Genomic DNA, 12,961 nt, shown 5'->3' with positions numbered 1-12,961 from the left:
TATTAGAGGGATTTTTATTAAATCATCATCTTCATCAGAAAGTGCGATATCAGCTAGTAAACTAACTCCAATTCCTTTCTTTAAAAGTTCTTTAAGAATGACAATGTCGTCACTCTTAAAGAATATTTCTGCCCTGTTTTGATACTTCTGATTAAGTAGTTCAAAAGCTTTCAGGTGAACAAAGTGTTCATCTAAAAGGATGAAGGATTGATCTACTAAATCTTCAAAAGTGAGGGAAGAAGCAGTAGCAAGAGGATGGTTCTTAGATAAAACGACATACAGTTCTTTATGAAATAGTTCATGCGTCTCTATTGAAGGATGATTGAATGGTTCAATCAAACCGAGTAGGCTTGCATCAAGGTCTCCCTTGAGGAGAAGGTTTAATAACTCTACGGAGCCACCGCGGATAGGGCGTACCTTTTTTAAAAAATCAAATTCCTTTTCTTCATTTAGAGAAGCAAAGAGATACTGTATGATAATAGGAGGAAATCCTACAGTAGAGTAATGGGCCAAAGACCGATTTATTTCTTTGTGAGCAGAACTGACCTCAGGTAAGATCAGCTTTGTGTGTTTCAGAAGGATTTCTCCTTGATTAGTCAGTTTGAAGGATCGGTGTGAGGGATCGTGGTGAATCAACTTACAATTAAAAGCCTCCTCTAAGCGCTTGATGGCATAAGAAATAGAAGGCTGGCTGATGTTGTGTTGTTTTGCTACTTCCGTATAGGATTGAAGCTGGCAGAGGTCATAAAAATATTGTAGATCTTTTAAATTCATATGGGCTCACTTTCAACATCTAGGGAAATAAAATATAAGTTAAGAGAAGTAACCAGATAAATAATATTTATCCGTATCACTTCATTTGACTATACGTTTTTGTACCAGTTATAATGTGGGTGAGTCAGGGATATCAGAGGTTATCTAAGATACTTTCGAAAATGCTTAACATCTTTTCGCGTTTATCAACAGGAAGTTGTTTAATCTTCATGTTAAATCTCTTTAGTGAAAGATTTTCAGTCTTATCAGAGGTGGATTCAAGGCTACTAAAATTGAAAAACTCCTCTGAGGTCATCTGTAAGGCATTAATCACTTTTTCTAAACTGTGAATGGTCAGATTCACATTTTGGTTTTCTAGTTGATTGATATACTTAAGACCAAGTCCCGCCTGTTCCGAAAGTTCTTCCTGGCTCATTTTGTTTTTTGTACGAAAATATTTCACTTTTTGGGAAATATATTGTTGTAAATAGTTTTTAGTTGTCATATAAATAGAATACAAGTTTTGTATGACAAAAAAACACCTTATAAAATACAAAGTATTTTATAACAAACTTTAATTAGATTTATATTTTTAATTAGGTTGGAAAATTTGAATGTTGCTTTGGCTTTTACTTGACAGTTTGCTAAAGAATGATAGCAGATTGTCTATGTGCACGGAAATGTATAAAATAAGGGAACTATATACCTGTTTACACTAACCACAATATGTAGTGCTTCCGATAATATACAAAAAAGCGACTTCTATATTAGAGGTCGCTTTTGGTATAGATATTAAACAACTTATAAAAAGCGGAATTGCTATCAACTTATTATTGATGATATATACATTTCCATGAATTCGAAATCAGGTTCTCCTTCAATCGTTACAGGTAACATTATCTTCTGATGAAGAAGACGTTTAGAGTTCAGTTTGTTTCCGTGCCCAAATTTGTTAGCTTGTTTAGTTATGCAAACAGATATAAACAGTTTAGCTTCTTTACTCATAAACTTCCTCTCCATTAGCGCTGTCACATCTTGAGTTGCAACGTACTTATAGTTGTGAAAAAATGCTAAACCTGCTCCACCATCGCCGTTATTGTTTATTGATATTGATTCTTTGAAGACTTTGCTTTCGTCAACTGTAACGAAACTATCAAAAGCATTGAATTGCTTACGGGCAGAAATAAGAGGGATTTCTCCGCTCTGGAGCTTTCCTTTTGCTCCAGATTTACCTCTTTCAGCTTCAAAAAAATCTGATATATAAAAATCTGACCAAGGAACACTATTCAAATCTATGAGCGGAGGAGTCAAGAGAGAGTTATTAGCTAGTTCTTTTAACGGCTTAATTTGACTATTTATAAAACTATCCATGTATTCCCAATTAGGTTCATTTTTTCATCAACTGGCAAAACAATTTTCTTGACACGCAATCGTCCTAAAGTTGCTCCGTTTCCTCCCCAGTTAAGTAACACTAGTTGTTTTTTTATTAGTGGAATTAAAAATAGGGCGATATTTTTAGTCATAAACTTAGATTCTAATATTTGAACATTTTGACCAGTATAAAAATCCGTAGGTTGATAGAAAACTGTTTGAGTATCTAAACCAATTGTAATGGAATTTCCTTTATCAAGTGGTTTATCCTGCTTTCCCACAAACATATCACAGCCGTTATTTTTATCTGTCCGAGTAATGTATGGAAAATATTCTTGGTCATTTGTAATCTTTAATCTCACTTTATCAATACCAGAGCTTGTCGAGTGTAACTTAAAGTATCTGGTATCTGATAATTCAAAAGGTAGATATTTCAAAGTTTCAGTCATCAAAAATATCTCCTCTATCGCTAATTTTCATGCTGTATTCAAACGTTGCATAGTCTCTTAATGCAGATAAAAAGTCCTTTGGAGTTGGAATTGAATCATCAAAATAGAAATAACTGTGCAACCATTCATCATCTGCTGTCAGAGTTGTTTTTATTGAGTTAACACCATCTATATCTATCTTATCTTTAATAGTATCTAGCAGTCTTTTCCTCTTTTCTGTTGCTGTAGCATCTTCTAACATCCCAAGATGAGGATTAAGAATATTCCCGTCATCTCTAAAATCATACAAAATGCTTCTACTATCCTTTTGTGGTACACCATGTTCCAATACGATAACAACCGGACTTGTCCCATAAGGATAAAATGTCTTAGGATTCATTGTAATCACTGCAATTATTCTGTTATTATCTAACAGCTCTTGTTTTAATTCTCTATAATCAGCATCTTTTATAGCTTTTGGACCACTGGTCATTGTTGATTGGGGGACGATAAATGCTGCTCGACCTCCGCATTTTAATCTACCTAAAGCCTTTATCATAAAGTTCATCTCAGATAAATGAGAAGTAACTTTTGTTTTGGCTTGACTATACGGTGGATTCATCAATAGTTTATCGAAATTCCCATCGTTCTCTAAAGAAAGATGAAACATATCCCCTTCTTCTAAATGCGCACGACCGTCATTTCGCAATATCATATTAGTAGCTGATATTGCATATAGTTTGGACTTCAACTCTATTCCATATAACCTATCTGACTTTATTTTTTTGATTGCTTGTTTTTTAGCTTCACTAGTTTTATAATTGACATCATCTTTTTCAACCTGCTCAATCATCTTTTGCATTGAAGCAATTAGAAAAGCACCTGTACCAGTAGCAGGGTCAATCACCGTGTCGGTAGGGCTTATTTCAATTAGGTCAGCCATTAGGGAAGTAATATTCAACGGTGTTAATACAATACCTAAATCCGAACCATCATTGCCACCATACTTAACAAATTCGCTATAGAATGAACCTAATATATCAAATGGAGTACCACCAACTACCCTATGATAGACTTCATTGCTTAAACGGTCTGTAAAATACCATAAAGGTGTTCTATTGCCTAATTCTGTTAACTTAGTATTCAATCGCACATCAGTAGTAATAAATCGAAAAGTATCTAAAAGAGAACCAATTTTTTTGCTTCTAACTTGATACAAATTATTCAACTCATCTTCGATAGCTCTAAAAATAGTATTACCATCTGAACTACTATCAACACCTCCAGTTAGTTGATTTGCTGTCAATCCATGTCGTAGTGCTAACAAAATAGCTGATACTACAGTTGCTTTATTATCTGCTCCTAAATTTCCATAATTTCTCAAATCTTCGTGAATACTATATGCAATTTCATTGATATTTTTCAGTTCTTCTTGATAAAGAGATAGCTCACCAAGAACTGAAACTTTATAATATTCTTCAATATTCTCTTCTTTAAAATTTTCAAAACTTAATACATCACTAAGTCTTTTTATAACAAGACCATCTTCCCTATTTTCAATATAATAAGGTTGTATTTTATATCGTCTAGGAGAACCAACTATTCCTAATGCAAAGATTTTATCATAAATAGAAGAATGCTCAACAATCCATTTTGCATAATGAACGGCTCCATTTACAGCATATTCTTTTATTGAATGAACATCCATCAATAGATTACCATTTTCGTCGAAAGTCTCCAATTTAGAAAAATCTTTTTTGTTTTCTATAAGTATGTGAAATCTGCCAGATTGAAAATTGAAGTCAGGAATTCCTTGTTTTCCTTTTAGAGATTTAGAAGCTCCTTTTAATGCTTCTATCCATGTTGCTTCACCAGCGTTTTCTACATAGAAGTCTTTGTTCGAAAAATTAGCTTCTGAAAAAAGCTGATAAACTAATTTACCTGTGCTATCACTTTCGTTTGTTTTTCTTACTAACATACAACCTCCAATTTAGAGATTATATGATAAAAGACCTCCTCACAAAAAAGTGAAAAAGTCCTAAAAAGGGGTTGACAAAAAGACTGAATAGCTACATAATCAGCTTGATTTGATTTGATTTGATTTGATTTGATTTGATTTGATTTGATTTGATTTGATTTGATTTGATTTGATTTGATTTGATTTGATTTCTGTCATATTTTTCTCCTTGCTTATACAACAATACTATTATATCACAAAATACTAGTTTTGAAAAGAATTATACCCAATTTTACACTAATTATTGACTTTTGTGTTTTAAATGATATAATGATTTTAGAATATAAAAGGAGCAGAGAGATGTTAGGTGAGTTTAAGTCATTGTATGATTTGATGAATGCTTTCCCAAGTGATTATCATTGTGAACAACATTTAGAAAAAATTCGCTGGAATGGCTATGTAGTCAGTCCTTTTGATGAAACATCTAAGGTTTATAAGTGCAAGAATGGAAAATACAGGTGCAAGAATACTGGCAAATATTTTAGCGTTAAAACTGGTACAATGTTTGATAATACTAAGGTTTCTCTTCAAAAATGGTTTATTGCTATTTGGATGGTGACTTCTCATAAAAAAGGCATCTCCTCGCTTCAACTTTCAAAAGATATTCACGTTACTCAGAAAACCGCTTGGTTTATGTTAGAGCGTATTCGTAGATGCTTTGGCTCAGAAAATAACAATGAATTGGACGGAACTGTCGAAGTAGATGAAACCTATATTGGTGGTAAAAATAAGAATCGCCATAATTCTAAAAAGGTCAAAAATGCACAGGGTCGTTCTCTAAAAGATAAAACTCCAGTTGTCGGTATGGTTGCACGAGAAGGAAAATTAAATGCTCATAAAGTAAGTGATACAGGTATAAAAACTCTGACAGAACAAGTCGTTAAATTTGTTAAAGATACCGCTCAACTTTACACTGATGAATGGTTGGGTTATAATAAAGTTGCGAAGATGTACGACCACGCTTTTGTAAACCATGGTGCTCGTGAATATGTCATTGATGATATTTATACAAACACGATTGAAGGTTTCTGGGCAGGACTTAAACGAGGGGTATTAGGGATTTACCATTCATGGTCTAAGAAACATTTGCAGGACTATGTGGATGAATTTGTATTCCGCTACAATACTCGTAGTATGGCGGATAATGACCGCTTCAATCTTCTATTAGCATCTTCAGGAGTTCGTACAAAATACAAGGAGCTAATCCATGGATAAACTACATGCAGAAATGGAGCGAACAGTTTCCAAAACGATTGACAATAAGTTAGTGGATTACCAAATTTCTCTTTCTGATAATTTTTACAAAAAATATCTCAGTTATTATAATTGCCCTTATACTCAGGCGATTGTTAAATCACATCGGAAATTTTTCCAAGATTTATCGTATTACGCGATTTACCAAAAGCTAGGAGATATTACAAAAATCAGCATACAGAATCGACTTTCTGAACTAGATACTCTAGTAGATATTTCAGATAACAAAGAGGAGTTCGACACTTTCTTTTATAAAAAGTTTCAGTTTGAATTGCCTGATATTCCTTTTGAGGAGGAAAAACTAGAACTTTCTGATTTTGATTTGAAACTACAACAGGCTTTGAATTATAATCCTAAAGAAGATAAACAGTTAAGAAAGAGAAAAAGCTAGACTTTTGAATATAGACAATCACATGAACTAAATCTTATAGGAGGAAGATGATGGATTGGTATGATTATATGATAAATGCATCCAAGCAATCACGTTTCAATGCAAGTCATTGGTTTCGTTATTTGCGAAAAGTCATTTTTGAAGACCATTCTTATTTAACAAATGAGGATGTTGAGAAATTACTAGTCTCCAAAGAATTAACTGATTTTCAAAAGGTTAGCTTAAAGTATGCCATTCAAGAGCACACACCAACTCATGAATATGTGATTTCGTTAAATAAGCCAGCTAAATTAACCAATGTTCAAAAAATGATGGAGAAATACAAACATGGATAAAATGAAACCTGTTTTCGAAGCCTTGAATAAGGAATTGGTTCAGGAAAATCTTACTTTGACCATTATCTGCGTTGGTGGCTATGTCTTGGAATATCATGGTTTACGTGCGACGCAAGATGTGGATGCTTTTTATGAGGAAAGCCAGAAAATCAATGAGATTATCGCTCGTGTCGGACAAGAGTTTAATCTTAACACTCACGAAGAGCTATGGCTCAACAATAATGTGGCAAATATGAACACACAGCCACCGTTAAGTTTATGTGAAACCTTGTACTCATTTGAAAATCTAACGGTTTTAGTTGCTCCAATTGAATATGTGTTAGGGATGAAAATGGTCAGTACCAGAGAGCAGGATTTGAAAGATATTGGTGCGATTATCAAATACAAGCATTTTCGTTCACCATTCAACACCTTTGATGGTTTGAAGAAAATGGGATTTGATAGTATTGACTTCTCTGTTCTCCTAGAAGGTTTTAGCCATGCTTATGGCATGGATTGGTTAGAAGATTTTTTCAAAGAAAATCAAGATAAACTTAAAAAATATTATTGACATCACATTAAAAGACGATTTCCGATTCGGAAGTCGTCTTTTTTATGTTTTGTGAAATACTACACCTTGTGGTTAGTGTAAACAGGTATATAGTTCCCTAAAATAAAACATCTCAAAGGATCATCATTAATAGTGTTTTAAGTAGGGGCTATAGAATAAAATAGTTTTCTATAAACTATGATTTGTAGCTTCATTATAGCATAAATGCTAAATTGTGTATTATTTAATTAACAAAGTTGTTTAAATAATTCATTATACGTGATACAATATTTAAAAAGGAGGTTGCACTATGACTGCACATGATATTTTAAACAATCCTTTCCTTAATAAGGGGACTGCCTTTACCTTAGAGGAGCGAAAGGAACTAGGCCTTATTGGTTTATTACCACCTTACGTTCAAACCATTGAAGAGCAAGCAGCGCAAACTTATGCACAAATGCAAACAAAGGTCAATGATCTGGAAAAACGTTTGTTCTTAATGGAAATCTTTAATACAAATAGAACTTTATTCTATTACCTTTTTTCTCAACATTTGGAAGAATTCAATCCAATTGTATATGACCCAACCATTGCAGATACGATTGAAGGCTATAGTGACCTCTTTGTAGATCCACAATATGCGGGATATCTTGATATTAATCATCCTGAAAATATTGAAGCCACTTTGAAAAATGCTGCCGGGGATCGCGAGATTCGACTCATAGTTGTAACAGATGCAGAAGGAATCCTTGGGATTGGAGACTGGGGAACAAATGGTGTCGATATTTCCGTTGGGAAATTGATGGTCTATACGGGTGCTGCTGGAATCGATCCTTCTATGGTCCTTCCTTTAGTCATTGATGCAGGAACTAACCGTGAAGAACTTCGGAACAATCCTAATTACTTGGGAAATCGTCACGAACGGGTCCGCGGAGATCGTTACTACGACTTCATTGACCAATTTGTTCAAACAGCAGAACGTCTCTTTCCTAAACTCTACCTTCACTGGGAAGATTTTGGCCGCTTGAATGCTGCCAATATTCTTGAAAAATATCGGAAACAAATTCCGACCTTTAATGATGATATTCAAGGTACAGGAATCGTTACCTTGGGTGGTATCTTTGGTTCACTAGATATTAGTGGTGAAAAATTAACAGATCAAGTTTATCTCTGCTATGGTGGTGGTACTGCGGGTGCAGGAATTGCCTCTCGTGTTCTTCGTGAAATGGTGAGTGAAGGTCTTTCTGAAGAAGAAGCCTATAAACGTTTCTTTATGGTTGATAAACAAGGTCTTCTCTTTGATGACATGGATGACCTAACTCCTGAACAAAAACCGTTTGCTAAGAAACGTGCTGACTTTAGCAACGCAGACAAGTTGACTGACCTGCTTGAAGTAGTGAAGACTGTGAAGCCAACCATTCTTGTAGGAACTTCAACTCAGCCAAATACCTTCACTAAAGAAATTGTAGAAGCTATGTGTGAAAATACTGAACGTCCAATGATTTTCCCATTATCAAATCCAACCAAGCTAGCCGAAGCAAGTGCCAAAGATTTGATTGAATGGTCAGATGGCAAAGCTTTTGTCGCAACAGGAATTCCTGCTGATACGGTTTCTTATAAAGGTGTAGACTATGTGATTGGTCAAGCAAATAATGCATTGATTTACCCAGGTCTTGGTCTAGGTATGCTGGCTTCTGAAGCAAGTCTTTTGACGGATGAAATGATTGGAGCAGCAGCTCATTCATTGAGTGGTATTGTCAATCCAGGCCAACCAGGAGCTCCTGTCTTGCCACCATTCAAGTATGTAGCAGATGTTTCTATTAAAGTAGCCGAAGCAGTCGCTAAAAAAGCACAAGAGCAAGGTCTTGCACGCGCCAAGGAAACAGATATGGCCAAAGCAGTGCGTGATTTGAAATGGTATCCAGAGTATAAATAATTCATTTTTGCTGTTTATCGATAGAAATGAAAACACTCATCGCTCGGTAAGGAAGGGAGCTTCCTTTAAAAATTGTACACTATTACATAATCAATATAGAAAAGGAAAAATTAACATGACGAACGAAAATAAGATTCAACCAGAACGTAAATCAGACAACAAAGGCTGGCTTGATTTTGGCCCTCGTAACCTTGGTCGTGATGCAGAAAATCCTGATATTCTCGTCCCTCCTGTAACTGACCATGGGACTCTTCCAAACATGCGTTATAGCTATTCAGACGCACATAACCGTCTTGAAGAAGGTGGTTGGGCTCGTGAAGTGACTATTCGCGAATTACCTGTTTCGGATGAATTGGCAGGTGTTAACATGGCCCTGGCCCCTGGGGCTTATCGTGAAATGCACTGGCATAAAGAAGCCGAGTGGGGCCTCATGCTTTACGGAAGCGCACGTGTTACAGGTATCGACGAACATGGTCAAACCTTTATCGATGATGTTAAGGCAGGAGATCTGTGGAATTTTGAATCAGGGGTTGCCCACTCTATCCAAGCATTGGATGAGGGTTGTGAGTTTCTACTAGTATTTAATGAAGCAACATTCTCTGAGAATGAAACGCTTCTCTTGAGTGACTGGTTGGTGCACACACCTAATGAAGTGGTTCAAGCTAACTTCAAGCAAACAGCTGAAGTACTTGAAAGCCTTCCTAAAAAAGAAAAATATATCTTTAATGGGACCCTTCCAAAATCGGTTGAAGAAGAAAAACGTCCTAACAAAAATGGGGAAACTGTTCATCCGTTAACCTTCCACTTGGATGATATCGATCCAATTGAAACTGAAGCTGGACGAGTTTGGATTATTGATCAACATGTTTTCCCCGCAGCAAAGAGTATCGCAGGAGCTATTGTAGAAGTAGAACCTGGTGGTATGCGTGAACTTCACTGGCATCCAAAATCATCCGAATGGCAATACTATATCAAAGGACAAGCACGTATGGGTGTCTTCAACTCCAATGGCCTGGCAAGAACATTTGACTTTAAAGCTGGTGATGTTGGCTATGTTCCAAATGTGGCTGGTCACTATGTACAAAATACGGGAACAGAAAAACTGGTCTTTGTAGAGGTCTTTCCAAATCCAGATTACTCAGATATCTCCTTGAATAAATGGTTGGCGACAACTCCAACAAAAACAGTAGCAGAACACTTGAACCTTTCCGAAGAAGTGGTGAAGAGTTTCCCTCAAGAAGCCCAGCCAGTTGTTTGGTTCGACCCAGATAAAACCACATTTAATAAAAATGAAAAAAATCCTTTTTAAAGCCTGAAAATCGGCTTGTTCCATCGAGCTATGACTATGATTTACTGGTGATTAGTGGAGGTGTTGCTGGACTAACGGTGACTAGTAATTTCGCTTTTGCAGGGGGAAAGGTGGCCATTGTGGAAGCGAGGGATTGGTGAGGAACGAGCATAAATCGGGGTGCAACAGCTAAAAAAACGCAAGAGAAAGGTCTTGCACGCGCTAAGGAAACAGATATGGCTAAAGCAGTTCGTGATTTGAAATGGTATTCAACATATAAATAAGTAAATGGAAATGGGGTGTACGAGTACGACTAGATGTTCCGTACGCCTTTAAATATACGCTATATCATGTAGAAAGGGAAACTATGGAAATCTTTTTAACTTCAATTCAGAGTATTGTACCTATTATCGTCATTATCATTCTAGGTTACTTCTTACAAGTTCGTGGTTGGTTTCAAGAGAGTTTTGGAAATGATTTATCTAAACTCATTATGAATGTGGCCATGCCAGTGGCAATTTTTACCTCTGTTCTTAAATATTTAACTTTAGATAAATTGATTAGCCTGTCTGGCGGTTTATTGTATACGTTTATCGCCTTCATTCTCGGTTACCTAATGGCCTTTATAGCAGTGAAACTTTTTAAAGTACGCCCAGGCCGTCGAGGAACCATGACTAATACCTTTGTTAATGCCAATACCATTTTTATTGGTTTGCCTTTAAACATAGCTCTGTTTGGAAATCAAGCTCTTCCCTACTTCTTGGTGTATTATATTACAAATACGGTATCTACTTGGACATTAGGTGTCTATCTAATGACCTCGGATAGCAAAGAAGGGGCTTCAAAGCAAGCTCAAAAATTCAATTGGAAGAAGCTCTTCCCAGCACCTTTATTGGGATTTCTCGTAGCCCTCGTATTTTTAGTGCTCCGTCTTCCTGTCCCAAGTTTTGCGGAAAGTACCTTGACTTATATTGGTAGTTTAACAACGCCATTATCTCTTGTCTATATCGGTATTGTTCTTGCAAAGGCAGGCTTGAATACGATTGCTTTTGATAAAGATACAATTGTAACTTTGGTTGGACGCTTTATCCTAGCTCCTCTGATCATGCTTCTTGTATTGAAGTTCTTTGCCCCAAATATGGCAACAGCAGAATTTAAGACCTTTATGATTCAGTCCGCTACACCAGCTCTAGCAGTTCTTCCAATCCTTGCCAATCAAGGAAAAGGAGATGTTGAGTTTTCAACGAATGTGGTGACTCTAAGTACAGTGCTCTTTATCATTGTTATTCCAATACTCCAAACTTTATTAGGATAATTAGGGTTATGGTATGAGTGAAGGTTCTGAATTAAGAAATTCTCCTATTTAAAAAATATTGATTCAAATTTTATGAAATTAATAAGTAGATATCGTTCTGAAAAGCCTTGATATTACGCTATTTTTAGTCTAACTAAAACCCATACTTTCCAAACCAGGTCTTAAGAAAGCTCGTAAAGCATCACAATTTAGTAAACGTTAAAACTTATTTACATTTATTGAAAGCATTTCGTATCGAATATACGGGATGCTTTTTCGTTTAAACTATGCTATGCTGTTATTGAGAATACTATAATAGTGTCTACCATATGCTATAGAAAAACCATCTTGTTTTAATATAATGTAAAATATCCTTGTAGAAAATGTAAAGAAAAAATCCTAATAATAGATATTTTTCAAAATATGTATTTTATTTGTATTAAATAGACAGTATTAATCAATTTAATATGGTACTATAAAACTATCTAATAAAAATTGATAATTGTGAATTTTGTTAAATGAAGGAGTTTACAGGATGAGTATAGTTATTTACAGAACTAGACAATTTACTCCCTACGCGAAGTATGATAAATATTGGAACGAGTATGTTCAAGATGGCGATGAAGTCATTAAGTATGTTTATAATAAAGTTAAATTTCCTGATCGTGAATTGAGAAATCAAATATATTCTCACGAAAAACAAAGGTGGACTATAGGTGAAGCTGGTTTTCCTGACTGGTTATATAATTATGTATATGACAGTGTTTTATCTGATGATAGTAAGAAGATTATGAGACAATGGGGATTAGAGAAATATGTTTCTGATATAAAAAATTATAAAGAAAAAGGATACTTCATAGTCGAAGAAAAGAAACTTGTTATAACGGATTCTGAAATATTAATTTTCGAAGAGTATACAGAGGTTCCTCGTTGGTCAAATATAACTTCAGTGGTAAAAGAAGCATATAATCGCATTCGTATTTCACCAAAATTTATGGAATTAGTGAAAAATGATATTGAAAGAGATGGATTCAACTATGAAATAATCCAATCAATGGCAGAGAACAATAGAGAAAAAAATAAAGAAATAGAACTGAAAGAAAAGAAAGAGAAAGATGAAATTGAGGGGTATGGCAGATTATTTAAAAAGTTACGAAAGAATCTAGTTGATATAAGATTCAAATTAAGTCAAGAAGCAAGGGAAGAAATTGATTTTCTTATTGATTTGATAGATGAATCAGAAATTAGTCGTACTAGCTATCATTATTTATATAAAGAGGCTCAGGAAATTATTTTAAAAGAAAAAAGAGAACAGTAATAATTGGTTTAAATTCTGTAAATTTCACTTTGTGTAAACTTGAGAAA

At 35.0% G+C, this 12,961-nt stretch carries 13 protein-coding genes; 8 read left to right on the top strand and 5 right to left on the bottom strand.

Features of this window, described 5'->3' with window-relative positions; all coding sequences use genetic code 11:
• From HMPREF9389_RS10220 to HMPREF9389_RS10240, 5 genes are all read right to left on the bottom strand, one after another.
• The coding region (locus HMPREF9389_RS10220) for a LysR family transcriptional regulator (protein ID WP_002927825.1) at window positions 1-774 on the bottom strand (774 nt) is incomplete at its 3' end.
• Window positions 775-907: 133 nt separating this feature from the next.
• Window positions 908-1,258 carry a helix-turn-helix domain-containing protein gene (locus tag HMPREF9389_RS10225; protein WP_002927821.1) on the bottom strand — a complete coding sequence of 117 codons (351 nt, stop codon included), beginning with the start codon at window positions 1,256-1,258 and terminating at the stop codon, window positions 908-910.
• Between the two features lie 317 nt (window positions 1,259-1,575).
• On the bottom strand, window positions 1,576-2,124 hold the full coding sequence (locus HMPREF9389_RS10230) for a restriction endonuclease subunit S (protein ID WP_002927818.1): 549 nt from the start codon (window positions 2,122-2,124) through the stop codon (window positions 1,576-1,578).
• The gene (locus tag HMPREF9389_RS10235; protein WP_002927816.1) at window positions 2,109-2,573 is read right to left on the bottom strand and encodes a restriction endonuclease subunit S; all 465 of its coding nucleotides are present in this window, start codon (window positions 2,571-2,573) and stop codon (window positions 2,109-2,111) included. The genes HMPREF9389_RS10230 and HMPREF9389_RS10235 overlap by 16 nt, the downstream gene beginning before the upstream one ends.
• The gene (locus tag HMPREF9389_RS10240; RefSeq protein WP_002927814.1) at window positions 2,566-4,530 is read right to left on the bottom strand and encodes an HsdM family class I SAM-dependent methyltransferase; all 1,965 of its coding nucleotides are present in this window, start codon (window positions 4,528-4,530) and stop codon (window positions 2,566-2,568) included. Before HMPREF9389_RS10240 ends, HMPREF9389_RS10235 begins: the two co-directional genes overlap by 8 nt.
• Window positions 4,531-4,869: 339 nt before the next feature.
• Between HMPREF9389_RS10240 and HMPREF9389_RS10245 the strand changes: the two genes are divergently transcribed.
• The 8 genes from HMPREF9389_RS10245 (at window position 4,870) to HMPREF9389_RS10280 (ending at window position 12,914) form a co-directional block, all read left to right on the top strand.
• Window positions 4,870-5,784 (top strand): IS1595 family transposase, encoded by a 915-nt coding sequence (locus HMPREF9389_RS10245; protein ID WP_032906149.1) that lies wholly within the window; start codon window positions 4,870-4,872, stop codon window positions 5,782-5,784.
• Window positions 5,777-6,214 carry a hypothetical protein gene (locus tag HMPREF9389_RS10250; RefSeq protein ID WP_002927809.1) on the top strand — a complete coding sequence of 146 codons (438 nt, stop codon included), beginning with the start codon at window positions 5,777-5,779 and terminating at the stop codon, window positions 6,212-6,214. The genes HMPREF9389_RS10245 and HMPREF9389_RS10250 overlap by 8 nt, the downstream gene beginning before the upstream one ends.
• A 50-nt stretch (window positions 6,215-6,264) precedes the next feature.
• The gene (locus HMPREF9389_RS10255; RefSeq protein ID WP_032906146.1) at window positions 6,265-6,549 is read left to right on the top strand and encodes a hypothetical protein; all 285 of its coding nucleotides are present in this window, start codon (window positions 6,265-6,267) and stop codon (window positions 6,547-6,549) included.
• Window positions 6,542-7,099, top strand: a complete 558-nt coding sequence (locus HMPREF9389_RS10260; RefSeq protein WP_002927804.1) for a DUF6036 family nucleotidyltransferase — start codon at window positions 6,542-6,544, stop codon at window positions 7,097-7,099. The genes HMPREF9389_RS10255 and HMPREF9389_RS10260 overlap by 8 nt, the downstream gene beginning before the upstream one ends.
• A 289-nt stretch (window positions 7,100-7,388) precedes the next feature.
• Window positions 7,389-9,014, top strand: a complete 1,626-nt coding sequence (locus tag HMPREF9389_RS10265) for a malolactic enzyme (protein ID WP_002927802.1) — start codon at window positions 7,389-7,391, stop codon at window positions 9,012-9,014.
• A 115-nt stretch (window positions 9,015-9,129) separates the two neighbouring features.
• The gene (locus HMPREF9389_RS10270) at window positions 9,130-10,323 is read left to right on the top strand and encodes an oxalate decarboxylase family bicupin (RefSeq protein WP_002927801.1); all 1,194 of its coding nucleotides are present in this window, start codon (window positions 9,130-9,132) and stop codon (window positions 10,321-10,323) included.
• A gap of 346 nt (window positions 10,324-10,669) precedes the next feature.
• Entirely contained in the window at window positions 10,670-11,617 is a 948-nt protein-coding gene (locus HMPREF9389_RS10275) for an AEC family transporter (RefSeq protein ID WP_002927799.1), read from the top strand.
• Window positions 11,618-12,131: 514 nt separating this feature from the next.
• Window positions 12,132-12,914: a hypothetical protein gene (locus tag HMPREF9389_RS10280; protein ID WP_002927797.1), complete on the top strand. Its 783-nt coding sequence runs from the start codon at window positions 12,132-12,134 to the stop codon at window positions 12,912-12,914.
• The last annotated feature ends 47 nt before the right edge of the window (window positions 12,915-12,961 follow it).

This window comes from Streptococcus sanguinis SK355 (assembly GCF_000212855.1).
Taxonomy (GTDB): domain Bacteria; phylum Bacillota; class Bacilli; order Lactobacillales; family Streptococcaceae; genus Streptococcus; species Streptococcus sanguinis_A.
Note: the sequence above shows the minus strand (reverse complement) of the source record. Positions and strands in the feature narration are given on the sequence as shown.

Excerpts from the sequence above, each read along its gene's own strand:
- HMPREF9389_RS10240 (WP_002927814.1), bottom strand. The coding sequence starts at position 4,530 with ATGTTAGTAAGAAAAACAAACGAAAGTGATAGCACAGGTAAATTAGTT.
- HMPREF9389_RS10255 (WP_032906146.1), top strand. The coding sequence starts at position 6,265 with ATGGATTGGTATGATTATATGATAAATGCATCCAAGCAATCACGTTTC.
- HMPREF9389_RS10270 (WP_002927801.1), top strand. The coding sequence starts at position 9,130 with ATGACGAACGAAAATAAGATTCAACCAGAACGTAAATCAGACAACAAA.
- HMPREF9389_RS10260 (WP_002927804.1), top strand. The coding sequence starts at position 6,542 with ATGGATAAAATGAAACCTGTTTTCGAAGCCTTGAATAAGGAATTGGTT.
- HMPREF9389_RS10250 (WP_002927809.1), top strand. The coding sequence starts at position 5,777 with ATGGATAAACTACATGCAGAAATGGAGCGAACAGTTTCCAAAACGATT.
- HMPREF9389_RS10230 (WP_002927818.1), bottom strand. The coding sequence starts at position 2,124 with ATGGATAGTTTTATAAATAGTCAAATTAAGCCGTTAAAAGAACTAGCT.
- HMPREF9389_RS10245 (WP_032906149.1), top strand. The coding sequence starts at position 4,870 with ATGTTAGGTGAGTTTAAGTCATTGTATGATTTGATGAATGCTTTCCCA.
- HMPREF9389_RS10225 (WP_002927821.1), bottom strand. The coding sequence starts at position 1,258 with ATGACAACTAAAAACTATTTACAACAATATATTTCCCAAAAAGTGAAA.
- HMPREF9389_RS10275 (WP_002927799.1), top strand. The coding sequence starts at position 10,670 with ATGGAAATCTTTTTAACTTCAATTCAGAGTATTGTACCTATTATCGTC.
- HMPREF9389_RS10280 (WP_002927797.1), top strand. The coding sequence starts at position 12,132 with ATGAGTATAGTTATTTACAGAACTAGACAATTTACTCCCTACGCGAAG.
- HMPREF9389_RS10235 (WP_002927816.1), bottom strand. The coding sequence starts at position 2,573 with ATGACTGAAACTTTGAAATATCTACCTTTTGAATTATCAGATACCAGA.
- HMPREF9389_RS10265 (WP_002927802.1), top strand. The coding sequence starts at position 7,389 with ATGACTGCACATGATATTTTAAACAATCCTTTCCTTAATAAGGGGACT.